Raw genomic sequence first — 24,141 nt, 5'->3', positions numbered from 1 at the left:
TATAGTTAATTTTATGCTTGTAAATGTAACAGATTTATATCATTTATCATTTCGAATTCTTGAACTTTATGATCAATTTTAAATTTAGTTGCCTGCCAGTTAAATAATTAGGAATAGCATATTGTACGTTATCTACGTCCTTTAGCCATAAATATGAAACTGTATTATTGATGTTCAGCAAATTAAATACTTCCAGATAAGCAGAAAACGAACTAAAATATCTATCCAGAAATCTTGGTTTTCTCATCCCTGCATCATCTAAAAAATCTTTAGAAAAACCGATATCAACTCTTTTGTATGCAGGGATATTAAAATCATCTGAATAGCGCTGAACCAAGGGAGCACCCACCGGTAGCCTTGATCCATAAAGCATACTTAGATGCACCTTATAAGTTGGACTGTTCAAAAGCCTATCCTGAAAATAAACAGAAAAATTTACTCTTTGATCTGTCGGCCTTTTCAAATACCCGAGGCCATCATTCAATATATCCTGATTGGCCTTCATAAAGGAAACCCGGAAATAAGAAAGCAGATCCTTTACAAATTCGCCACCTATACTAAAATCTGCACCATAAGTATATCCCTTCGCCTCAGCACCTGCAAGATACTTTACACGTACATTATCCATCATATAAGGAATAAGCCTATCCTGATATTTAAAATACAGTTCAGACACAAATTTCAGCCTGGTACCTAATCCGTCAAAAGCATAATCCAGTCCGATCGAACTATTATAAGAACGCTGTGCCTGCTGCCCTTTATTTAAAATGCCGTTAAAATCCCGGATACTCCGGTAATCTGGGGCCTGCTGGTATACCCCCGCCGTAAAACGGAATATCTTATTGTTGCTCAAAGGACGGTATGCCAGCAACAAACGCGGACTCAGCAGCAACTGCCTGCTCAGGCTATTATAATTTGCTCTTACCCCCAACAATAGCTCAGAATGGGCTGACAACCTATAACTATCCTGTGCATAAGCAGTATAATACTGAATTGCCAGTTTATTCTTTATACTGATGCTATTGTCCTGATAAAAATTCTGAATACCCCTTTCCAATATATATCCGGCAGAATCAATCAAGCCATACTCGTTCAGGTTATCCTGATAATCTTTGCGTTCAAATCTCAATCCCCAGGAAAAAACATGATTTCCAAAATCCTGATCAGCTTTAATTTCAGAACCAAAGGTTTGAGATTCCAGATTATTACGCGCATAGTTGATATAACCTCCTATCCCTTTGTTCGTTTTAGTCGTTGCAAATCCCCCACTCGCAAAGTCATTGTTTATTTCATTAAAAACATACCTACCTTCCACATCAATCCGTTCCCTTTCAAGCGTGCTAAAATAACTGTTAATCCATTTGATCACCAGATTCGCCTTTGGAAAGTAACTCGCTGTTACCGCACCTCCGGCAGTTTGATAATCATCGATCTCCTGCCCACTGTATTCTGTATCTAGCCTCAACAATGTGCTTAACGTTCCAAATTGTGTTTCCCTGCTTTCCGGAATCAGTTTAAATATCCCACTGTTAAAATTACCAAGCAGACCCAACGTAAATTTATTAGAGAAGGTATGATGATAAACTACCTGAACATCCGTAAAATTTGGAGCATAACTACCCTTCGTATCTTGCCTGTTCAATATGCTAGTATTATTTTTATACCTGATTCCAGCAAGCAGGTAACTACGTTTATTTAATATCCTGGAACTAAAAGCTCCACCCTGAAGTCCAAGGTTCAATATAGCCTGACTACTATCAGGCTTATCATACCGCACATCCAGCACCGAAGACAACTTATCACCATAACGAGCTTCGAAACCTCCTGCAGAAAACTTTGCCCCGCTAAGCAAGTCGCTATTAATAAAGCTCAAACCCTCCTGGTGACCATTTCTGATGAGTACTGGCCGACTGATTTCCACATCGTTTACATAGATCAGGTTTTCATCAAAGCTTCCTCCTCTTACGCTGTATTGCGAACTCAGTTCATTATTGGTCGACACCCCTGGCAGGGTTTTTAGGATCACTTCAAAATTTCCGGAAGCAGATGGCATTGCCGCGACATCGGATACGTTGATGATACTGCTATTACTGAGTTGGTTTTGACGAGTGGTAATGGTAACCTGTTCCAGTTCATTGATGTTGCTGACCATACTTATATCCTGTACAATCCTGCCTTCCTTATCTCTTTTGATTTCCTGCAAAACAGGTTTATATCCCAAAAGAGTATATTTCAATGTGAAAAATCTTGTAGAAGAGTAAATGCTATAAGTCCCACTTTCATCAGAAATTGTAGACTGGTTCTGCCCCAAGACCGTTACCGTTACTTTGGCAAGGGGGTTTTTCAGATCATCCTTTATTACACCAGTTATTTTAATCAGTGGCTGCGCATTTACAAACGTAACCCCCAACACCAGAACCAGCAGTAATAGTCGGAGTTTGAGCATTCAGCTAATTATAAATTTACTGTAGTAGTGTCCAATTCTTTCAATGCTGAAATCATTTGAATTGGTGATTCATCAGCAAAAACAGCATTACCTGCTACCAATACATTCGCCCCCGCCTGTACCAGTTCTGTGAGGTTATGCAAGCCAACCCCTCCATCCACTTCGATGACCAGCCGAGGATTGATCTGCGAAGCCATATTTCTCAATTCTTTTACCTTATTTATAGTATTTGGAATAAACTTTTGTCCGCCAAATCCAGGGTTTACAGACATCACCAACACCAGATCAAGATCTGTAAGAATGTCTTTTAACAACCCAACAGGGGTATGCGGATTGATCGCTACACCAGTCTTACAACCGGCAGCGTGAATGGCCTGCACCGTTCTGTGCAAATGTGTACAAGCCTCATAATGCACAGTAATAATTGAAGCCCCTGCAGCCGCAAAACGCTCTATATACTGATCAGGATTTACGATCATCAGATGTACATCTAACGGCTTCGCTGCATACTTCTTTATCGCCTCCATTACAGGGAATCCAAAAGAAATATTCGGAACAAAAACACCGTCCATTACATCTACGTGAAACCAGTCTGCCTCACTTGAATTGATCATTTCTATATCACGCTGAAGGTTAGCAAAATCAGCAGAAAGTACAGATGGGGCAATAAGGTGTTTCATAAGGAATGTGTTTTAATTATAGCTGGTTTACATTTGTAAATATAAATAAATAACCGATTCTTAAACCAAAAAACCCCGCAAATTGCGGGGTTTTTGAACTTCTATTTTATATTGTTATTGCACCAGCATCGCTGGTTGTAATTCACTATGCTTGCGGAGCAGCTGCAGCTTCTGGTCTTGGTGGACGAGGCAATAAAGCTTTTCTTGAAAGCTTCATTTTACCTTGTTTGTCAATATCCAAAAGTTTAACCTGGATTTTATCACCTTCTTTAAGCACACCATCCATGGTTTCTAAACGTTCCCATGCAATTTCAGAGATGTGCAACAGTCCGTCTTTACCCGGCATAATCTCTACAAATGCACCAAACGGCATGATAGATTTTACTTTACCATCATAAGTAGCACCTATGTCTGGTTTAGCAGCGATTGCATTGATACGGCCAACAGCAGCATCAATTGCAGCTTTATTATCAGCAAAGATTTCAACGATACCTTTGTTTCCAACCTCTTCGATAGAGATAGAAGCACCGGTTTCACGTTGCATTTCCTGGATAATTTTTCCGCCTGGTCCTATCACAGCACCAATAAATTCTTTATCAATGCTCAATGAAACGATGCGTGGCGCATGGTCCTTGTAATCCTCACGAGGTGCAGAAATTGTTTTCTTCATCTCGTTCAGGATATGCAAACGAGCTTCTTTAGCCTGATTTAAAGCGTTAGTTAACACTTCCCATTTCAAACCATTGATTTTCAAGTCCATCTGACAAGCAACAATACCTTTTTCAGTACCTGTTACTTTAAAGTCCATATCACCTAAATGATCTTCATCACCAAGGATATCAGAAAGAATGGCATATTTACCAGTTTTCTCATCAGTGATCAATCCCATAGCAATACCCGATACCGGAGCTTTAATTTTGATACCAGCATCCATAAGTGCCAATGTACCAGCACAAACAGTAGCCATAGATGAAGAACCGTTAGATTCTAAAATATCAGAAACGATACGGATCGTATATGGGTTTTCTTCCAATCCTGGCAATACTTTCTTTAAAGAACGCATTGCTAAGTTACCATGACCAATTTCACGACGGCCGGCACCCCTGTTAGGACGAACCTCACCAGTGGAGAAACCAGGAAAATTATAGTGCAATAAGAATTTATTGTATCCATTGACGAAAGCACCATCAATCATTTGCTCATCATCTTTAGAACCTAAAGTAACGGTAGTCAATGATTGGGTTTCGCCACGTGTAAATACTGCCGAACCGTGAGCTGCAGGCAGATAACCTACTTCACTCCAGATTGGACGTACTGTGCGTACATCACGACCATCTAAACGAATTCCTTCGTCTAAAACAAGGTTACGGATCGCATCATATTGCACATCATGGAAATATTTTTTAGAAAGAAAGCCGGTTACATCGTCAATGTCTTCACCTAAAGTAGCAATGAAATCCATTAAGATGGCACCAAAGGCATCACCACGCTCACCTTTGCTTGTATTGCTTTTTGCTATTGCATATACTTTATCGTAAGCAAACGCATAAACCTGCTCTTTCAATTCAGAATTGCTATCCTCATGAGAATAAGTACGTTTTACAGTTTTGCCTACCAATTCAGCAAGCTCTTTCTGAGCCTGAACCTGAACCACGATTGCTTTGTGTGCAAATTCGATTGCTTCCACCATTTCAGTTTCAGAAATCTCATCACATTCACCCTCAACCATCACGATATCATTTTCAGTACCTGCTACTAAAAACTCCATATCAGCACGTTCAAGGTCGCTTACATAAGGATTGATTACAAATTTACCGTCAATTCTGGCAACACGTACTTCAGAAATAGGTCCGTTAAAAGGAATATCTGAAACCGCTATAGCAGCCGAAGCAGCTAAACCAGCTAAACAATCAGGCATTATATTTTTGTCAGAAGAGATCAAAGAGATCATTACCTGAGTATCGGAGTGATAATCTTCAGGGAACATCGGACGTAAAGCCCTGTCTACCAAACGTGAAATTAAAACTTCATAATCTGACAATCTTGCCTCACGACGTAAGAAACCACCAGGAATACGGCCGGCGGCAGCATATTTCTCCTGATAATCTACCGATAAAGGTAAGAAATCAACACCTGCCTTAGCGCCTACCGTAGAAACTACAGTCGCCAAAAGCATGGTATCACCCATTTTAACTACTACAGATCCATCAGCTTGTTTAGCCAATTTTCCTGTTTCAATTTCGATTGTTCTTCCATCGCCCAGGTCGAACGATTTTTTTATTACATTCATTTAAAAGTTGTTGTGGTGTGTTTTCCTCTTTTACACACCGGATTTATATATTGTGTATTTACTTTTCAAACTTAAATAAAACCTTTCGGATTTTATCTGTGAAATTAAAAAGCCATTCCCTAAAGAATGGCTTTTCTTGATATTATTACGATTATTTGCCGTCTTTAGCTCCGATAGGTTTGATAATGTCCCTTAGACCTAAGTTTTTGATGATAGCACGATAACGCTCGATATCTTTTTTGTATAGGTAAGCCAAAATACCACGGCGTTTACCTACTAATTTTTGTAGTGACAACTGAGTAGAGAAATCTTTACGATTTTTCTTCAAATGCTCTGTTAAGTGTGCAATGCGGTAAGTGAATAACGCTACCTGACCTTCTGCAGAACCCGTGTTTGTTTCTACTTCGCCGTGTTTTTGAAAGATTTCGGCTTTCTTTTCTTTACTTAAATACATTCTTGAATGATACTAAAGTGTGTATAATTAATTAATTGGATGCAAAGATAGTGTAAGTTTCCTATTTTTGCAATACTTATGGAAAACACAGCGTACAGCATATTTGAAAGCGAATTAAAAGTAAGACCTGATGACATAGATATGTTCAATCATGTCCACAACAGCAAATATTTTGATTATGTACTTGCTGCTCGTTATGACCAGATGGCAGAATTCTATAAGATGCCAATGGAATCTTTTCTAAGCAGCGGCTTCGGCTGGGTGGTCCGCACTGCGATGGTTGAATTTAAACGTCCGCTTGTACTTGGTGATGTCATCATTATCAGAACAGGAATACTTACCATCAATGAAAAAGGATGCCGCGTCCAATTTGAGATCAAAAATAAGCGTTCCGGAAAAGTAGCCTCAGATGGCTGGTTTGATTATGTAATGATTGATATCAGCACAGGAAAAGGCTGCAAAGTAAACGACGATATGATCAAAGCTTACAGCATCTAGAAATGCTATTTCTTTTTTCAGAAAAAGATTTATATTTGCTAACTAACCCAACCGCATTACGATGAAAGTATTTGCAGTCCGTTTGAGGTTCTAACAACCGAGGGCTCCACCTTCCCGCAAAAATTATGACACAGCATTCTTTGCTGTACAACGGTTTATACTTTACTTTTTCCTTTACTTATGTCAGAACAGAATACAGCTTCAATGGGTAAGCTATCTAAAATATTTACACTCATCAAACAGTCTCTTAAAGGAGAAGAATTTGACTATACACAAGGCAGCATCAAAAAAGCAGTCGTGCTTTTAGCCATACCTATGATTCTTGAAATGATGATGGAATCAGTGTTCGCTCTGGTCGACCTATACTTTGTAGGCCACCTTCACAACAGCAGTCACGCCATACAGACGGTCGGACTTACGGAATCTGTACTTACCATATTGTATTCTCTTGCCATTGGCATGAGCATGGCCGCGACAGCAGTAGTCGCACGCCGCATAGGCGAAAAAGACCCTATAGCAGCAGCAAAAGCGGGGATGCAAGCGGTATTTGTTGCCGTAGCAGTCACAATTCTAATCAGTATTTTGGGTTTTATCTACGCCAGGGAGATCCTGACACTAATGGGTGCATCAGCTGAAACCGCCGAACATGGAACTACCTATGTACAAATCATGATGGGTGGTAGCCTGATCATTGTGCTTCTTTTTCTGATTAACGGAATTTTCCGTGGGGCAGGAAATGCGGCAATAGCCATGAAAAGTCTGCTGATTGCAAATGCGGCCAATATTATTTTATGTCCACTTCTGATCAATGGATTCGGGCCCATTCCCGCATTCGGCCTCACTGGCGCCGCCATGGCCACCAGCATTGGCCGGGCAATTGGCGTCATATATCAACTTTATTGTCTTTTTGGCGACAAAGGCATACTAAAAATAAAACTGAGTTACCTCATTCCAGAATGGGAGCAGATCAAAGCACTACTGAAGATCGCGATGCCCGCTATATTCCAGTTCGTAATTGCATCCTGCAGCTGGATTTTCCTGGCTCAACTGGTGGCCACCACCGGCGGAGATCACGGATCTGCCGGTTATCAAACCGCATTGAGACTGATGATGTTCTTTATGTTACCCGCCTGGGGACTTAGCAATGCGGCATCAACGCTTGTTGGGCAAAACCTCGGTGCCGGGCATCTGGACAGAGCAGAAAAGTCTGTGATTCAGACCGCAACATACAGTGTATTTTATATGGCGATGGTCATGCTCATTACTTTTGCCCTCGGCAAGCCCATGATCGCTGTCTTCACCAATGATGCAGCCGTACGTGCGGTTGCCTTAAAGGCCATTTACATCATGAGCCTCGGTTATATATTATATGGAATAGGAATGGTACTGGTCAATACCTTTAACGGCGCCGGAGATACATGGACTCCTACTTGGGTCAACTTCTTCGGATTCTGGCTATTCCAAATTCCCCTCGCCTATTTGTTGGCCAAATACTTCGAAATGGGCCCTACAGGCGTATTTATCGCAATTCCAGTAGCGGAGACCGCAATTTGTATAGCAGGTTACCTTCTCTTCAAACGGGGTAAATGGAAGACAATAAAAGTCTGATTATTAAAAAAAGGAGTCTATATAGACTCCTTTTTATATCTACATCACGCCGCTTTCTTTTCTGAAATCTCAGGTACAAATCTAAGTCCGGGCGTAAGCCAGTGCAGCAGAAAAACGCGTGAATAACGATAGTTTAGCGGAGCGAATAAAAATACCCCAACCAATATAATCGCAACATAGACCCAAAGGTTTTCATAAGTAAGCGCAACACCTAAAACATAAGCGGCAACACTGATACTAATCATTTCAACTACGTTCATCGCATAACTGATAAACATCGCCACATAGAAAAAGCCAGGCTCTCTTTCAAACCGAAGATGGCAATGAGAACAATATTCATTAGTAACCTGTCCTTTAAACGAAAACATCTTGCCTGAAAATATCGGGCCTTTTCTGCATCTTGGACATTTACATTCAACTACAGCTTGTAATTTTGACGGAGTATTCATAAGCATTCTATTGTTAGAAAATCCCCTTTGGATTCTATAACACAAAATTACGAAGGATCATTTCTAAATTTTATGATCCAGATCATACTTATAATTTAATGACTTTACCCCTATTTAGTTTGAATTCATTTTGATCAGAAAGTTTCTTTACCACCCGGATTACCGTTTCCACCCTCAACCCGCTCATATCAGCCAATTGCTGCCTTGTCACTTTCAGTTCCTGCGCGCTTTCCACTTCCTTCAAAAGATACTGTATCAATGTCCTCACCCTATGCTCAGCTTGCTCATTTGCCAGTTCCTCAAGCATCATTGCTTTATAAAACAACCTGTTACTTAAGGTTTTGATCAACTTCATACTAAAATCACTGCGCTCTTCCAAGAGCTCAAAAAAATCAGTCTTTCCTACTGGGATAATTTCCGAATCCTGAGTGGCAATGGTATAAGCTAGGTAAGGTTTATCCAGCAACAATGCCGGTTCACCAAAATACTCATTGGTTTTAAAAATACCCTGAATAAATTCTTTGCCGTCATTATTTACTGTCACCATTTTAACCTTACCGCTTTTTATAAAATAAACTGCCCTTGGATGTGCGTCAGGTTCGTAAATGACCTCCCCCTTCTTATAAGTGACCACTTTAAAATGATTGTCCAGTAAATATTTTATCGTCATAAGCTCAGTTGCACCATTAAATTGATGTAATAATAACGGAAACCAGCATGATTTTCAAATCATATATTTCATTATCAAATGAAAAATAATAAACAAACAGATGAAAAATACCTGCATACGGGTATTTCTTTTGATTGTGAGTTTTATATAACTTTGACGCAATTAAACGATAACTCAAAGTAAATTATGACAAAAAATTCTACTAAAACTTTTTTTATCTTAAATCTGATGGCCATTTTGGGCTCAGCTGGTATTTCACAAGCTCAGGAAAAATCTGCAGATGGGATTGAAAACAGAAACCTTGTAAAATGGAATGTAGGTGCTTTAATATTGAAGAACTTTTCATTTCAGTACGAACGTGCGATCAACAAAAAGATCTCAGTAGCTGCTGGTATCAGGTTTGCACCTAAATCAGGAGCGCCTTTTAAATCCAAATTGGAAGATCTGATCGATGATCCTGAGACATGGGAAAGCATCAAAGATTTCAAAACAGGCAACTTTGCTTTCACTCCGGAAGTTAGGTTTTACCTTGGAAAACAGGTGTTTCAAGGATTTTACATAGCGCCTTTTGCCAGGTATGCTACTTATTCTGCAGAAGTTCCTTTCGGTTACGACACAGACAACGGTAGAGAAACCATCCCAATGAGCGGAGACGTTACTGCTTTAACTGCTGGCTTGCTGTTCGGTGCCCAATGGAAACTAAGCAAACAAATACACCTTGACTGGTGGATCTTAGGTCCTAACTATGGTACTTCTTCAGGAAACATTTCAGGTAAGAAAAGCTTAAATGATGATGAGCAGAGAGAATTACTTGACGCACTTGAAGACCTTGATGACCTTCCTCTGGTAAAAACAAAATATACTGTAGATGGCAACGGTGCCAAAGTAGATTTTGACGGCCCATGGGCTGGTGTAAGAGCTGGTTTGAGTGTTGGTTTCAGATTCTAAACCTTTACGCTTTAAACATAAAAAAAAGAGCATTGCGATTTTGCAATGCTCCTTTTTTTATATCATAAACCTGTACATCTAACCTATTGTTTCCCTGATCAGCTTGGTATAAAAATCATTTAGTTTCATATCCATTGCCGCTACCTGCTGTGGAATAAAGCTGGTCGCCGTCTGTCCAGGAATCGTATTGATCTCTATAAAATGGAAATCACCTTCATCCCCACTTAGTATAAAATCAATACGCACCACACCACGACAGTTCAGTTTCACGTAAACCGCTTCCGCTATTTTAGCCACTCTCTCACGCGTCTCTGCCCTTACCGGAGCAGGCGTGGTTTCTCTAGCTACCCCAGGCGTGTATTTAGCTTCAAAATCAAAGAACTCTTTTGCGGTCTCCACCTCAGTGATTGGTAATACCGTTACTTTTCCATCCAGTTTAACCACTCCCACCGTAAATTCTCTTCCAGATATAAATTCTTCAATCAGGATCTGACTGTCTTCGTTAAAAGCCTTGTCTATCGCAGCCTGAAGGTCATCAGCATGATTTACTTTACTCATCCCAATACTGCTTCCTCCATTATTTGGTTTTACGAAGTAAGGTACTTTAAGGTCCTTCTTCAGCTGATCAGTATTGTACGGAATGCTATTGAATATTTGTGCAGACTTCGCCACATGAAGCCCGGGTATTCCCTGAACTATTGCTTTCGTATACCCCTTATTCATGGTGATTGCAGAAGTCAGGGCATCGCAGGTCGTATATGATAAGTTAAGCATATCAAAATACCCTTGCAGTTTACCATCTTCACCAGGCGAACCATGAATGGCTATGAATACACCGTCAAATTTTATTTTTTTGCCGTTAAGAGTTAAAGAGAAATCATTCCTGTCTACTTCAATCTTCACAGAATCCGCTGGCTCATAAAACCAACCCTGCTGTGTAAGCATGATCTTATACACATCAAATTTATCTGCATCTAAGTTCTGAGCTATTGTCGCTGCACTTTTCACCGATACTACCCATTCTCCAGTAGTTCCTCCGGTTAGTAATGCTATTGTCTTTTTCATATTTGATCTATTTAAGCTATCATTTTTCAAAGATCGTCCAACGCTATTAAATAGCATACATAAACGTCGTCATGCCGGCGCAGGCCGGTATCCCAGAGTAGAGGGCTAATCTACTAGTACGGGATGCTGAAATAAATTTGCTTCGCAGCTTCTTCGAAGTCAGCATGACGTTCGTCTGAGCTAAGCAATCATTCAGGACGACAACCATGATGTTCAAAAATATAAATTACTTGGTCAGATGTTATTTTAATTCTGATAAAATATTTTTTTAGTCTAAATTTGGACGATATACCTAGAGAACAGAAAAAGCGATGGGCAAATTCATTTCATATTTAAAAACAAAATCTTTCAGAAACAATTTACTAGCCGCTGCGATCACTGTTGCTGTACTCTTGTTTATTGCATTTTTTAGCCTGAGGTATTATACCAAGCATGGTCAGGGACTGAATGTACCAGCATTGAAGGGGATGTCATTCACGCAGGCCGTGAGCAAGCTGGAAGATCTGGGTTTAAGGTATGAGGTAGATTCTGTCTACATAATGGACTCTCCTCCGGGAACAGTGATCGATCAGGATCCTAATGCAAATACCTTTGTAAAAGACAACAGAACCATATACCTGACCGTAAGTATGAATACCGCTCCCGATGTGAAATTCCCTGACGTGGAGTTAAAATCACTGAGACAGGTACAGGCGATTATCGAAAGTTTTGGCTTAAAGCTTGGTGATACGACCTACAAGCCAGATATCAGCAGAGACGTGGTATTGATGGCTTCATTTGGTGGCCAGCCGATAAAAGCAGGACAAACTGTCCGCAAGGGTTCCAGAATTGACTTCCTGCTTGGCGACGGGAAGGGCAACGAAGAAGTGGACATCCCTTCATTAATCGGCCTGACCAAAGATGAGGCTTTGTTTGCATTGAGAAACGGCGCCATGCTTAATCTCGGTACCGTCACCTATGAAGGCACCATTACCGATACAGCAAATGCGGTCATCATAAAACAGGAGCCTTTTGCTACCGACTCGGTGACCAAAGTAAAACAGGGAACACCTGTCAACATTACTTTATCTAACAAAAAATAATCTACACAATCATTCCAGATAAAATTATCATGATCCCAAACGAAGAAAAGAAAGGTTTAAAGCCAGCTACAAAAGCAATATTGGCCATACTGCTTGTTGTGTTGGTTATAGGTGGTTATTACGGCTTAAAATTCTATAAGGTTTATTTTGCACCCAACATCACCGGCAATGAAAAATACCTTTATGTGAGAACGGGCTATACACTCGATGACGTATTTAAGGAAGTCAAGCACAAGGATATACTAACTGATGTTGGATCTTTTAGTCAGGCTGCCGCCAAGATGGAACTGGCACGCTCGTTGAAACCTGGACGTTACAAAGTATCCAAAGGAATGAACAACCGCAGCCTGATCAATATGCTGAAAGCGGGCAATCAGGATCCTGTGAAACTAAAATTCCAAAACATCAGGAAAAAAGAAAATTTTGCAGGTTATCTGTCCAGAAACCTCGAACCGGATTCTCTGGCTTTTATCAGTCTGCTGGATTCTGCATCCCTGATTGAAAAATATGGGTTCAATAAAGACAACATCTACACGTTGTTCATTCCCAACACCTACGAAATGTACTGGAATATCACTCCTGCTGAGTTCTTTGATAAGATGCGTGCCGAGTATGATAAGTTCTGGAATGCAGAACGCAAACAAAAAGCTGCTGCATTAAACCTGAGCCCTGTTCAGGTTGCCATCCTCGCTTCTATTGTTGATTCTGAGGCACTATATGACAAAGAAATGCCAATCATAGCTGGCCTGTACCTGAACCGACTCAATAAGGGAATATTATTACAGGCAGACCCCACAGTAATATATGCCAACGATGATTTCACGGTAAAACGTGTAACCAATGCCTTGTTACAAGTTCAATCCAGGTATAACACCTATAAATACGCAGGCCTTCCTCCTGGACCAATCATGATGCCTAGCATCAATGCTATTGATGCTGTACTAAACAGAAACCAAAATAACTACATTTATATGTGTGCCAAGGAGGATTTCTCCGGCTATCACAATTTTGCAGTTACAGTGCAGGAGCATGAAAGAAATGCAAAGAAATACAGGGATGCGCTGAACAAACGTAACATCTATAAATAAAATTATGTATATACACAGCTGCAAAATAAGGGTAAGGTACGGCGAAACGGATCAAATGGGTTATGTATATTACGGCAACTACGCAGAATATTATGAAGTAGCTCGTGTAGAGATGCTCAGAAGTTTAGGCATGGATTATGTTGGTATGGAAAACAGCGGAGTAATGATGCCTGTTTTGGAACTGAACTGCAAATATATCAAACCAGCATTATACGATCAGGAACTGACCATTAAAACCACAATAGAAAACTTGCCTGGTGTACGAATTCAGTTCAAATACGAAGTGTTTAATCCGGCAGAAGAGCTGATCAATATTGGATCAACTACACTGGTATTTGTAGACATGGAAAAGAACAAGCCTTGTCAGCCTCCGCAAAACTTTATGGACAGACTAAAAGTGCATTTTAACTAAATGGGATAATGGAGTGGGTACATAGACAGCTTTTGAAGATCAGGCTTTATGCGATGTTAATTGACTGGACAAAAGTTTGTATTTTACCAGGCTTTAGCCCCCTACCTTTATATACCGTTGCTTCTTTCTTTTTTAAGGAAATAGGCAAAGATTCCCTAGTCAACAAAGCCTCATCCCTGGCCTATAATTTCATGCTGGCCATATTCCCGGCCATCATCTTCTTATTCACGCTGATTCCGTTTATACCAAAGCGGATTGGTTTTCAGGATCAGCTAATGAAACTGATCATACTGATATTACCCGCAGATGCTTATCAAGCTTTTAGTGATACTTTGGAAGAGATTGTAAATAAACAAAATAGTGGTTTATTGTCATTCGGTTTTATCCTGTCGCTGTTTTTTGCTACCAATGGGATCCACAGCCTCATGATGGCTTTCAATAAATCCTCACTGATCATTGAGACCCGCAGCTGGTTTAAACAAAGAATGATTGCAGTATTGCTCACACTCATCATCGCACTATCCGTTATTGTATGTATTACAGCAATGTTTGTTGGCGAACTGGCCATCAAGTACTTGGATACCGAACTTGATGTAGGCAGTGACAGTCTGACTAAGTTTGCCATAGACCTCACAAGGTGGTCATTATTAGGTGTCCTGTATTTTGTGACCATTTCCATATTGTATAAATATGGCCCTGCCCATGCCAAAAAATGGCGCTTCTTAAGTGCAGGTTCCTGGCTGGCTACAATACTTGCCTTTTTTACCATCTGGGGATTTTCGTTTTACATCAATAACTTCAGTGCTTACAATAAAGTTTACGGATCCATCGGTACTTTGATCGTGATCATGATCTGGCTTTACTTAAATTCCTTGATTTTATTGGTAGGTTTTGAGCTAAATGCGAGTGTAGACCTGTCAAAACGCAGTGTAAAAATCATCAAACCCAACTTCAATATGTTTAAAAAAACAGCCCCTGCAGAGGATAAATTAGAGAAAAGATAAATTTTTCTTACTCAGTTTTAAGCCGTTATGAAGTTTTCATTAAATTATCTAAATCTAAATTTGCAGAATCATGCGGTATTCGTACTTTTGTCGCGGAGAGCTGGCAGAGTGGTCGAATGCGGCAGTCTTGAAAACTGTTGACTGTCATAGGTCCGGGGGTTCGAATCCCTCGCTCTCCGCTCGAAGAAACTAAAGCCTGAAATTTAAGATTTCAGGCTTTTTTGTTACCCTCTCTACACGACCAACGCTACACTACAATTACCTCACCCACATAAACACTTGTACTTACCCCATCTCCCGCAGCATTTACATACTGCGTCCAGATGTGAACATCATCCCCTATATGCTTCTTTGGCAACTTAGGGTTTACCTCCTGAGCCTCACGGACAGTCACATCTTTGAAAGTCACAAACTGTTCCTTATTCGTTTGTATACAATAAAAGTTGCCTCGTCCCCGGGTTTTAAAAACTCTGCTACATCCCCTGCCAGTCAAACGATGCTTCCAGTGGCTCATTAAATCCAAACTTCTGAAACCATAGCTCCAAAGCAACCAGACCTTTCCCAAACCTGCAGGCCAGTATCCATTCTAGTCCCGAATCATTTCGAAGTTCGTACCGGCAGTCCTGTCCGGCGCCACTACAAATTGCCTGCTCCAGCTGCTTCATATTCCCAACAAAACCCAGCGCATTAGATAATTTTCAGCCAGATCGCTTTACCATTATTTTTCATAACCAATGTGCCATGGTTATCTGGCAATAAGTGCATTTGTAAAAGTAAACTGTTCTTCATAAGTATAATTTGATACACTACAAAAGTAAGCCGTGCCAAAACAACAATAGCAGGTCATATGACCTGCTTTAATGGGAATTTATTTGTTGCCTCTTTATATAAGTAAACCCATTTAGATGTTATTAACCTCAAAGGCACCATAACTCAACATCTCGGCATTGTGGCTAACAATTAACTTGAGTTTCAGCCTTTGAATCAGTTCTTTTGCGTGTTCAAGGTTACGGTGCATGTTGTTAATTCCCCTGACCTCAATTCCGTTAGCAATCACTTTAAATTTATTCGGCTCAAATTTAGCGATGAACTGCTGCAGGTCTGCGCTAACACTATTTCCCTTTGTTTCCATAATCCCTATTATGCTGGTACTAACGTAAAAACAAGCCAAATGGTTTTAACGAAAACCCATTCAGCTTGGTGAAATGAGAGCGTAAGTTACATGACTTGTATATAGATGTTGTCTATAAAGAACAAAAGATTAAAAGGAAATGTTATTAAATATACACCTGAGCGCTACATGGTACACCCACAGTGTGTGATGGAACTTTGTAAACCAGTTACAGACGACCAGGCCGTTCTAGCCGCTGCGAAAATAGTCTAAAAGCCATCAAGGATTAAACCTACTTCCTGTTTATAAAGCATTTTACCTGAACGGCCAAAAACCATACTGATCATATTGCTGGAATGACAGCAGGCAGAGAGATCACAAAATACTTGAGCACTTGAATTGTAATCAATCCATTTGCAAAATATCCTAAAGCGCCTATAAAACTTGCTGGCAGGAAATAAGCTTGAAGAGTTGCCCTGAAATGCTTAGCACTCCAGTTCCTCATGTTACCGTAAACCACCAGTGGAGGTCCGTTTACGCCGTAAGCCCCTCCGAATACACCTGATAGAAAACCGCAAATGAAAAGCCATAGTTTGCTGTCTGTCTTTAAATGCAATGTACTTTTTTTTAAAATGGAATAAAGAGCATAGCAAATGATCAGCAGTCCTAAAGCGATCTTAACCCAGAACTCATTGCAATAGATCAAAATGGCTAAACCAATTGGTATGCCCAGAACAGCAAAAAAGATCAATCATTTGGCACTATTGAAATGTATCTGGCGATGATCCTGGACAACCACAACCAGCGCAACCAAAATTGAAATCAAAACTGAAAGCGGGACAGCGATATTCAGCGGAATAAACAAGGGAACAGCAACCAAAGATTCACCAAAACCAAACGTTGAACGTAAGAGCGTAGCCATAAAACTCACTATAAAGACATAAATATAAATAAGCTCCATAAGTCTTTAATATAACGATTCAGGATTGCTACCAATGAACAGGGTTCATGAAACTAACCAGGCAGCGTAAACCAAAATGTTGTCCCCGAGCCTGGCTCACTTTCCACACCTATCTTTCCGCCATGTTTTCGTACGATCTCAGCACAGATGTACAATCCCAGGCCTAAGCCTGAATAATTATGTCCGGAACTGTCGATACGGTAGTAACGTTCAAAAACATAGGGTAGTTTTTCCGCTGCTATCCCTGGCCCTAAATCGGCTACTGAAATCTTCACTTCCATTTCTGCAATCCGTTCCGCCCTCAGGTAAATCCTTTTTGAATTCGGTGCATACTTAATCGCGTTGTTCACAAAATTAACCAGGATCTGGTCAATTCGATTTTCATCCGCGCTCACTTCCAGGTCAGGATCTGCATCGATAACCAGCTCGTAAGCTCCCCCGTCGGACACATGCGGACAGGTGTTTTGCAATGCATGCAGCACATTAAACCTGGTCTTTTGCAACGACATCTGCCCTTCTTTTATATTCCCGGTATTGAGCAGGTCAGCCACCAGATTACTGATTTTTTCAGCACTGCGGTTAGACTGTTCGATGAGTTTGGGCATGAGCTGAAGCCCGTTTCCAGAGTCCTTAAATTTATTCATCAGCTGAAGGGCCCCTTTTAAAGAAGTTATGGGGGTCTTCAGTTCATGACTCGCCACAGAAATAAACTCATCAAGCTTCTCTATAGCGGTTACATGCTCGTTGATGTCGGTACAGGAACCCATCCATTTGCTGACGCTTCCATCCTCGTCCAGCAGCGCAACCGCACGAACCATGTACCATTGAAAAGTACCTACCGCATCCTGGAAACGAATCTGAGATTTAAACTCATGTTCAGTTCTGATGGTTTTAAGCCAGTTCTTCATCAAACCGAGCCGATCCTTATGGTGAATCCGTTTGATAACCGCAAGGAGATCGATTTGACCGACACCAAGGTTAAAAAAATTGATAAATCTTTTATTAACGTAATTCAGCGTTCCATCAGCACTGGCCGTCCATACCATTTCCGGAATGAAATCTGAAAGAGACTCGAAACGATTGCGCTCGGCATCTGCCATTTTCTTTGCATCAAGCAGCTCTTGCTCATACTTCTTACGGTCAGTAATGTTGTAAACTGTCGCATTTACCGCCAGCAACTCACCGCTTTCAGAACGGATCACATTGGAATTGATCAGTGCAGGAAACCGGGAGTCATCCTTGCGTATGAAATCGAAATTGATCTCATTAACGGCACTTTGAAGTTGCAATAAAGGGAAATAAAACATTTCGTAATAGATCCTGCCGCCCCTGGAGATCAAGTCGGTGAAAGTAATGTTGTAAACAACTTCCGCTCTGCTGTAGCCAAGCCAGTCCAGCAACGTCTGATTCACTTTAATGACAAGGCCATTGGGCGTGAAGGAGAAATATCCGCATGGTGCATGGTCATACAACATTTCCGCATCAACCAGCGAATCCAAAAAGGCTTTATCTATAGGTTGGTCCAAAATATATTATCAGGCGAGGTAAGCTTTCATTGCCTTGATTGTTTCCTCCGGTGCACTCATGTGCGGACAATGTCCAGTTGCATCCATGATCACCAGGGTATTGTTCTGCATATTTTCATGCATGTACTGACCAACCTGAACCGGGGCAATAATGTCATTGGTACATTGCAGCGTTAAGCTGGGCACAGTAAGCCTGGCGAGGTCTTTCCTGTTGTCGGAAAGGAAAGTAACCCTTGCAAACTGTTTAGCAATCTCTGGATCAGTCGCACAAAAACTATTGGTCAGCCGTTCTCCGAGTTCAGGCCGCTCCTGGTTACCAATGATTGAAGGTGCAAGCGCCCTGGACCAGCCAAGGTAATTGTTGTCCATCATATTAAACAGGTCTTCCAGGTCGTTGCGTTCGAATCCCCCAAAATAATCTCCATCATTAAGGTAACGGGGAGAGGGACCCAAAAAGATCAGCTTGCTGAATAATTCAGGACGTTGCACTCCAGCCAGCAATCCAATCATGCTACTCACGGAATGTCCCACAAGTATGGTATCTTTTAACTCAAGCACTTCATATATTTCCAGGATATCCTGAGCATAGCCCTCGAGGGAATTGTAGCGTTCTTTACTATAAGCGCTAAGATCTGATTGCCCTGCACCCACATAATCGAACACTACCAGCTTATAATCATTTTCAAAGGAAGTTGCGATGTCTGTCCAAACGTGCTGGTCACAACCGTAGCCATGTGCAAATACCATTACTTTGTCCCCTTGCCCGTAGACTTTTACATTGTTTCTTTTAAGGAAGTTCGTCATTATTAAATTATCATGATTAAGGCTGGAAGGCAGCAGCTATTGCCAAGGCCTAATCTTTATAAACACCAGCCAGGCTATAATTGTTTTATTCAATATGAATTAGTGCTGACTTGTCTCTTATTCAGCGCACTCGAGCATGAGCGGACCGTGCGTAAATTAAATACTAGTGGATATCAACAGCCACTGGCTTCCTGATTCCTTCAAGCGGCAGACTAAAATAAAACTTCGAACCCTCCCCAATTTTACTCTCTACCCAAATTTTGCCGTTGTGGTGATGAACAATCTCGGCGCTTAAATAAAGTCCAATTCCGAAACCGGAGGCCTGGCTGATGGGATCACTTTCAACCCGATAGTAGCGGTCGAACACATGCCTGCAATCTGCTTCACTAATCCCCAATCCCTGGTCGCTAACTCGAATACATATATTCGAATCCTGTTTATAGCAATCTATAGCGACCTCAGAGCCTTTGAGAGAATATTTGATCGCATTACCCAAAAGGTTACTGAGTACAGAATCTATTTTTTCCCGGTCCGCTATGACTACAGCTTCCTCGCATTCCCGGATGTTGATGATGTGATTAATCCCGGTAAGATTGATTTCAGCAACTACTTCTTTGATCAGCTCGCAGATGTTAAAGGCTTGTCTGTTGATCTGAATCTTACCGGACTCCAACCTGGAAATATTCAGAAAGCCGCTGATCATTGTACTCATTTTTTTTACCTGCAGATTCGCGCGGTCCAGTAATTGGGGTACCAGGACATCTTCACTTTCAGCAAACTTCCGCTGCAGCATCTGTAAGATTGCACTCATAGAAGTAAGCGGTGTCTTTATCTCGTGACTGACCATAGCGATAAAGTCATTCTTGCGGATGTCATTCTGTTTGCGTTCTGAGATATCCCGGGCTATCTTGGAGAAGCCAGTAATATTCCCGCGGCTGTCCTTAATAGGCGATATCGTAAGAGAAACATCAATCAGCCGGCCATCTTTGGTTTGCCTTTTCGTCTCAAAGTGCTCTACGCGGTCTCCTGCTTTTAAGCGCGCGAGGATCATTGGCTCTTCATCCTGGCGGTCAGCTGGTATAAGCTTATAGATGCTTTCCCCTATCATCTCAGCCGAAGTATAACCAAACATCCGTTCCGCAGAATCATTCCAGCTGGTGATTACGCTTTCCAGTGTTTTACTGATGATAGCATCATTTGATGTGGCGAAAATCGCAGCTAGCCTGGCACTTTTTTCCTCTACCTGCTTGAGCTCAGTGATATCCAGTACAGTACCTAAAAAACGGGAAGCTTTTCCAGCCTGAAACTCAACTGTGCCCTGCGCTTTTACCCAACGAACCTCCTTATTGTCAAAACGAATGATCCGGTGCGTGATTTCATATCGGCCCGAAGACTCAGACTGCAGGCTGGAATTTATCCTGGAAGCTACAAATTCACGGTCCTCCGGAAATATGTGTCGCGTATAGGTTTCAAAATCCACAGGCTGATCGTTATCAAGGCCGAATATCATCCGGCACTCTTTGGACCATTGAAGTCCCCCCGTGGCTGGAATATAATCCCAGGTACCCAGACCTGTTGACTCAACTGCCATACGGAAGCGTGATTCTCCGGCTGTCAGCTCCCTGTTAATGTGCTCCAGATGCTGCTGGATTTCGATTAGCTCCTCGTTTGTAGCCTCCATCTCTTCATTAACAGCCGCCTGCTCCTCTAAGGCCTGGCGAAGTTCATCCGTGCGTTTGGCTACACGACCCTCCAGCTGCCCGTTCAACAGGTTTAGCTGATGCTGGGTCTCCCGCAGCTCGACATTGGTGGCAAGAAGTTCAGCATTGAGCGCTCTTACCTGTTCGGTCGTTTCTAGATTTTCCAGGTGACTTTGATGGAGGGCGCGTTCTGCCAGTATTTTATCTGTCACATTGGTAGCCAACTGAATGATATAAGAAATATTACCCTCACTATCGAGCACAGGCGAATGGCAGGGGTCCCAGTACCGCCGGATAAATTTACCCGGGTTTTCGGTGTCGGGGATATCATAACGCTGTATTGGCATTTGATCTGCCTTTTTGGTGCGCAATACCACCTGAAGTGATGCGTTAATGTTCTGAACACCATCCGCATCCGGCAGATCCGGGTTATCCGGAAAAGCCTCAAAAATATGTTTGCCTTTAACCTCATCACGGGTCGTTTTTGTGGCCTGCAGATATAAATCGCTTGCTGTCAGGATATATAGATCAGGAGAGAGAATTAAATACATATTAGGCGCCGTTTCAAGCGCCGAAAGCGTATCCCTGGAGGGTCTGTTGATTTCAGCCATATGTTGCCATATTTTTATTTCCGTTTTAAAATCGATTCTTATGACGAATTTACTGCAATTTTATGACTTTTATCCGATCTGCCCTAATCTACCGACGGGTTCATGGGGATTAAGCCTTATTGTGAAATCGAACCCAATATCCGACCACTGGACAATCTGTTGGCGTATTTTATGGAAAACGCACAAAAAGTACAGATAAAACAATAAATAAGGAATACAGAACCCAACCAGTAAAAATTTATCTTAATTTTAAACGAAGCAGTCATGAAGATAATGTTTACGATATTTAACGGCACATTAAATGCAATAACTGACCTAAACCTGAAAATTAATGATAAAGAAGATCCTGCCCATAATAGTGTTGGTAATGATGTTTTCAGAGGTGATTGCCCAGCCTTATTCACTTAAATCGACCGGCGGGGCCAAAGCTTTCCGGCTAAATATTTACTATGGTACCGAAGGCAAGGGCGGATTTGTGCAATACCGCGGCCAGCAAGGCATCATCCCCTTAAAAGTCAAAAGCCACAGACAGCAAGGAAAAACCGGATATTCAAAAACCACCTATGTTTGGGACGAAGTCTATGACGGAAAGCTGACCGGCAGTTACGGACTCACCCAGGAAGCGGATAAATTATCAGGAGCGTGGTACAAAAGAAACAAAGATGGCAGGCAATTTCAGCTTGAACATGTCGCGGATCAGGATGCACATACCGGAATTGATAAATATTTGCTACATGGTGTGCTGATCTCCTTTTACCATACCACTGACGAATTGCTCCTATTCAGTTATCCTGATGGCAGCACAAAAACCAGCCAGCTTCCAGGATTTGATCAGCCAGGCCCTCGACGTCAGGGCAGCATAGCCGACTACAATTTCGATGGTTATGATGATGTAGCATTTTCTATCCCCGATGCCGGGATGGGCGTCTACCGAACTTTCGACATTTTCCTTTACAGTCCTAAATCGAAGCGTTTTCAGATACTGGCAGAACCAAATGATTCAAAGGCCAACTGTTCCGGACTTTGTGACGTCACACTGGATCAGAAAAATAAGCTGTTGATGACCTCCTGCCGGGGCGGGGCAACCTGGTGGAAAGATGTTTACCGGTTCTCCAATACAAACAAACTGGTATGGGTAAGCTCAGGGAAACAGCAGTAGATTCCTTTAAAGTTCTTTAATTTTGTTAATCGAATATAGGAAATATCTTAAGGTCGCATATATATGAGCGTCTTCTTAAGTGGAGCCGAAGGAGTTCGAACCCTTGTCTTGTCAATACCTAATGCTATTGGAATCGCGATTTCCCAGTTATCACTTAAAAGCTACACCAGCCTCTTTAATATCTCAGATGCACTCATCTCCATTTTTGAAAAAGCGAACCACTTATTACCCAAGTCTTTCAACGATGCACCAATATGATAAACCTCAGTACCGTCAATGATCAGAAACCTATCATGCGCATTTTTAAACTGCTTAATGGTTACTGGATCATACTGCTGATCATGCTTCTTTTTGTCCAGCAATAGTTGCTTACTAATGTCTTTCGTATAAATAGTTAAGGGAACACCCTTAGCCCGTTTAGTAAACAAATTCAAAACCGTATCATCCACGTAATTTATCAATCAACACTATCGAACTTCCAGCCCCTCTAATCAAATCAGCAACAAAAACGCACGCATCAAATACCTGCCCATCATTGGCTTTTAGTAATGTCACTTAAAGCTATTTCAGTACTAGACAACAAAACACCTCCCTCCACACTGCTGGCAGGATGCTTCGGGTTTCCTTCACAAAAGGGTACCCATTTTGTGAAGAAACCTGCCACCAGTGTGCCATCAGTGTGCTATCAATCCTGTACTAAGTTTAAGCATATTGGAAATTAATTTCAGAATAATTTGCGTAGCTAAATAACTACATTTATATTTGTAGTCAAATAGCTACATAATGAATTTAAGACGAGACGTATTCCAGGCCATAGCAGACCCAACAAGAAGGGCTATACTCATGCTGGTGGCTGCTCAGTCCATGACTGCAGGGTTGATTGCATCAAACTTTGATACAGCAAGGCCGACAGTTTCCAAACATCTGCAGATCCTAACGGAGTGTGAATTGCTTAAACAAGAGCAAAACGGAAGGGAAATTTACTATCACATTAATGCAAAAAAAATGAAAGAAGTGGCCGACTTTATTGAACCATTCCGCCAAATGTGGGATGACAGATTTAATAAACTGGAGGACATCATGAAAGACTACCTGCCAAATAAATAACATGGAACAGAAAACTAAGATCAATGCTGAAGAAGGCAAACAGGAACTGGTGATAACCAGGCAATTTGATTTGCCACTGGAATTACTTTTTAAAGCCTATGTAACACCTGAAATTGTTGAGCAATGGATGGGAACAAAAGTGCTGAAGCTTGAAAATAAAAGACATGGCAGTTACCAATTTGAAACAACTGATCCAAAAGGAAATAAACACGGATTCAATGGGGTAATCCATGAGTTTGTTGCCAATCAGAAAATCACAAGGACTTTTGAAATGGAGAATACTCCATTTGCTGTCTGGCTGGAATATCTGGAGTTTGAAAAAATAACCGAGAACACCAGCAAGCTCCGCATGCATATAGTATATAAATCGGTAGAACTCAGAGATCAGATGCTGCAGCTGCCTTTTGCACAGGGCATCAATATGGCGCATCAAAGACTGGAAGAAATTGTAAGTAAATTAAAATAACA

General features: G+C 41.3%; 26 protein-coding genes and 1 tRNA gene. 11 read left to right on the top strand and 16 right to left on the bottom strand.

Annotated features, from left to right (window positions below; genetic code table 11):
* Nucleotides 1–46: 46 nt before the first annotated feature.
* The 4 genes from FA047_RS03785 to rpsO form a co-directional block, all read right to left on the bottom strand.
* Entirely contained in the window at nt 47–2,446 is a 2,400-nt protein-coding gene (locus FA047_RS03785) for a TonB-dependent receptor (protein WP_136834635.1), read from the bottom strand.
* A gap of 8 nt (nt 2,447–2,454) precedes the next feature.
* The gene (rpe, locus tag FA047_RS03780; RefSeq protein ID WP_136834634.1) at nt 2,455–3,126 is read right to left on the bottom strand and encodes a ribulose-phosphate 3-epimerase; all 672 of its coding nucleotides are present in this window, start codon (nt 3,124–3,126) and stop codon (nt 2,455–2,457) included.
* 145 nt (nt 3,127–3,271) lie between these two features.
* Nucleotides 3,272–5,416, bottom strand: coding sequence for a polyribonucleotide nucleotidyltransferase (gene pnp / locus FA047_RS03775; protein WP_136834633.1), 2,145 nt, complete (start codon nt 5,414–5,416; stop codon nt 3,272–3,274).
* Between the two features lie 151 nt (nt 5,417–5,567).
* Nucleotides 5,568–5,870 (bottom strand): 30S ribosomal protein S15, encoded by a 303-nt coding sequence (gene rpsO / locus FA047_RS03770; RefSeq protein ID WP_136834632.1) that lies wholly within the window; start codon nt 5,868–5,870, stop codon nt 5,568–5,570.
* 78 nt (nt 5,871–5,948) lie between these two features.
* On the opposite strand from rpsO, the gene FA047_RS03765 reads away from it, so the two are divergent.
* Both FA047_RS03765 and FA047_RS03760 read left to right on the top strand, forming a co-directional pair.
* A complete protein-coding gene (locus tag FA047_RS03765; protein ID WP_136834631.1) occupies nt 5,949–6,368 on the top strand; it encodes an acyl-CoA thioesterase in 420 nt (139 codons plus the stop codon).
* A gap of 180 nt (nt 6,369–6,548) precedes the next feature.
* Entirely contained in the window at nt 6,549–7,976 is a 1,428-nt protein-coding gene (locus FA047_RS03760) for an MATE family efflux transporter (protein WP_136834630.1), read from the top strand.
* Nucleotides 7,977–8,020: 44 nt separating this feature from the next.
* Here FA047_RS03760 and FA047_RS03755 read toward each other — a convergent pair whose 3' ends face one another.
* Together FA047_RS03755 and FA047_RS03750 are read right to left on the bottom strand one after the other, a co-directional pair.
* Nucleotides 8,021–8,425, bottom strand: coding sequence for a DUF983 domain-containing protein (locus FA047_RS03755; RefSeq protein ID WP_136834629.1), 405 nt, complete (start codon nt 8,423–8,425; stop codon nt 8,021–8,023).
* 88 nt (nt 8,426–8,513) lie between these two features.
* A complete protein-coding gene (locus FA047_RS03750) occupies nt 8,514–9,095 on the bottom strand; it encodes a Crp/Fnr family transcriptional regulator (RefSeq protein WP_136834628.1) in 582 nt (193 codons plus the stop codon).
* Between the two features lie 186 nt (nt 9,096–9,281).
* Between FA047_RS03750 and FA047_RS03745 the strand changes: the two genes are divergently transcribed.
* On the top strand, nt 9,282–10,043 hold the full coding sequence (locus FA047_RS03745) for a DUF3575 domain-containing protein (RefSeq protein WP_136834627.1): 762 nt from the start codon (nt 9,282–9,284) through the stop codon (nt 10,041–10,043).
* A 78-nt stretch (nt 10,044–10,121) separates the two neighbouring features.
* On the opposite strand, the gene FA047_RS03740 is transcribed toward FA047_RS03745, so the two are convergent.
* Complete coding sequence (locus FA047_RS03740; RefSeq protein WP_136834626.1) at nt 10,122–11,108, bottom strand: D-alanine--D-alanine ligase; 987 nt, start codon at nt 11,106–11,108, stop codon at nt 10,122–10,124.
* A 311-nt stretch (nt 11,109–11,419) separates the two neighbouring features.
* Here FA047_RS03740 and FA047_RS03735 point away from each other — a divergent pair, with 311 nt between their 5' ends.
* From FA047_RS03735 to FA047_RS03715, 5 genes are all read left to right on the top strand, one after another.
* Nucleotides 11,420–12,190 (top strand): PASTA domain-containing protein, encoded by a 771-nt coding sequence (locus FA047_RS03735; RefSeq protein WP_136834625.1) that lies wholly within the window; start codon nt 11,420–11,422, stop codon nt 12,188–12,190.
* A 29-nt stretch (nt 12,191–12,219) separates the two neighbouring features.
* Nucleotides 12,220–13,278: an endolytic transglycosylase MltG gene (gene mltG, locus FA047_RS03730; RefSeq protein WP_136834624.1), complete on the top strand. Its 1,059-nt coding sequence runs from the start codon at nt 12,220–12,222 to the stop codon at nt 13,276–13,278.
* Nucleotides 13,279–13,282: 4 nt separating this feature from the next.
* The gene (locus FA047_RS03725) at nt 13,283–13,690 is read left to right on the top strand and encodes an acyl-CoA thioesterase (protein WP_136834623.1); all 408 of its coding nucleotides are present in this window, start codon (nt 13,283–13,285) and stop codon (nt 13,688–13,690) included.
* Nucleotides 13,691–13,698: 8 nt separating this feature from the next.
* Nucleotides 13,699–14,694, top strand: a complete 996-nt coding sequence (locus tag FA047_RS03720) for a YihY/virulence factor BrkB family protein (RefSeq protein ID WP_136834622.1) — start codon at nt 13,699–13,701, stop codon at nt 14,692–14,694.
* A 94-nt stretch (nt 14,695–14,788) separates the two neighbouring features.
* A tRNA-Ser gene (locus tag FA047_RS03715) sits at nt 14,789–14,873 on the top strand.
* A 68-nt stretch (nt 14,874–14,941) separates the two neighbouring features.
* Here FA047_RS03715 and FA047_RS20395 read toward each other — a convergent pair.
* From FA047_RS20395 to FA047_RS03685, 8 genes are all read right to left on the bottom strand, one after another.
* On the bottom strand, nt 14,942–15,103 hold the full coding sequence (locus FA047_RS20395) for a hypothetical protein (RefSeq protein ID WP_169304309.1): 162 nt from the start codon (nt 15,101–15,103) through the stop codon (nt 14,942–14,944).
* 64 nt (nt 15,104–15,167) lie between these two features.
* A complete protein-coding gene (locus tag FA047_RS03710; protein ID WP_136834621.1) occupies nt 15,168–15,359 on the bottom strand; it encodes a hypothetical protein in 192 nt (63 codons plus the stop codon).
* Between the two features lie 236 nt (nt 15,360–15,595).
* The gene (locus FA047_RS03705; RefSeq protein WP_136834620.1) at nt 15,596–15,826 is read right to left on the bottom strand and encodes a hypothetical protein; all 231 of its coding nucleotides are present in this window, start codon (nt 15,824–15,826) and stop codon (nt 15,596–15,598) included.
* A 322-nt stretch (nt 15,827–16,148) separates the two neighbouring features.
* A complete protein-coding gene (locus FA047_RS03700; RefSeq protein WP_205943231.1) occupies nt 16,149–16,556 on the bottom strand; it encodes a sulfite exporter TauE/SafE family protein in 408 nt (135 codons plus the stop codon).
* Nucleotides 16,557–16,727 (bottom strand): hypothetical protein, encoded by a 171-nt coding sequence (locus FA047_RS20615; protein WP_205943230.1) that lies wholly within the window; start codon nt 16,725–16,727, stop codon nt 16,557–16,559.
* 92 nt (nt 16,728–16,819) lie between these two features.
* Nucleotides 16,820–18,292, bottom strand: coding sequence for a sensor histidine kinase (locus tag FA047_RS03695; protein ID WP_136834619.1), 1,473 nt, complete (start codon nt 18,290–18,292; stop codon nt 16,820–16,822).
* A 9-nt stretch (nt 18,293–18,301) separates the two neighbouring features.
* Complete coding sequence (locus FA047_RS03690; protein ID WP_136834618.1) at nt 18,302–19,096, bottom strand: alpha/beta fold hydrolase; 795 nt, start codon at nt 19,094–19,096, stop codon at nt 18,302–18,304.
* A 163-nt stretch (nt 19,097–19,259) separates the two neighbouring features.
* Nucleotides 19,260–21,407, bottom strand: coding sequence for a PAS domain S-box protein (locus tag FA047_RS03685; RefSeq protein WP_136834617.1), 2,148 nt, complete (start codon nt 21,405–21,407; stop codon nt 19,260–19,262).
* 331 nt (nt 21,408–21,738) lie between these two features.
* On the opposite strand from FA047_RS03685, the gene FA047_RS03680 reads away from it, so the two are divergent.
* Complete coding sequence (locus tag FA047_RS03680) at nt 21,739–22,566, top strand: XAC2610-related protein (RefSeq protein ID WP_136834616.1); 828 nt, start codon at nt 21,739–21,741, stop codon at nt 22,564–22,566.
* 161 nt (nt 22,567–22,727) lie between these two features.
* Here FA047_RS03680 and FA047_RS03675 read toward each other — a convergent pair whose 3' ends face one another.
* Nucleotides 22,728–23,015: a hypothetical protein gene (locus tag FA047_RS03675; RefSeq protein WP_136834615.1), complete on the bottom strand. Its 288-nt coding sequence runs from the start codon at nt 23,013–23,015 to the stop codon at nt 22,728–22,730.
* Between the two features lie 334 nt (nt 23,016–23,349).
* Here FA047_RS03675 and FA047_RS03670 point away from each other — a divergent pair, with 334 nt between their 5' ends.
* Together FA047_RS03670 and FA047_RS03665 are read left to right on the top strand one after the other, a co-directional pair.
* On the top strand, nt 23,350–23,673 hold the full coding sequence (locus FA047_RS03670; RefSeq protein ID WP_136834614.1) for an ArsR/SmtB family transcription factor: 324 nt from the start codon (nt 23,350–23,352) through the stop codon (nt 23,671–23,673).
* Between the two features lies 1 nt (nt 23,674).
* Nucleotides 23,675–24,139: an SRPBCC family protein gene (locus tag FA047_RS03665; RefSeq protein ID WP_136834613.1), complete on the top strand. Its 465-nt coding sequence runs from the start codon at nt 23,675–23,677 to the stop codon at nt 24,137–24,139.
* Nucleotides 24,140–24,141 lie beyond the last annotated feature (2 nt).

Origin of the sequence: Pedobacter frigoris (assembly GCF_005116445.1) — a bacterium.
GTDB lineage: Bacteria > Bacteroidota > Bacteroidia > Sphingobacteriales > Sphingobacteriaceae > Pedobacter > Pedobacter frigoris.
Note: the sequence above shows the minus strand (reverse complement) of the source record. Positions and strands in the feature narration are given on the sequence as shown.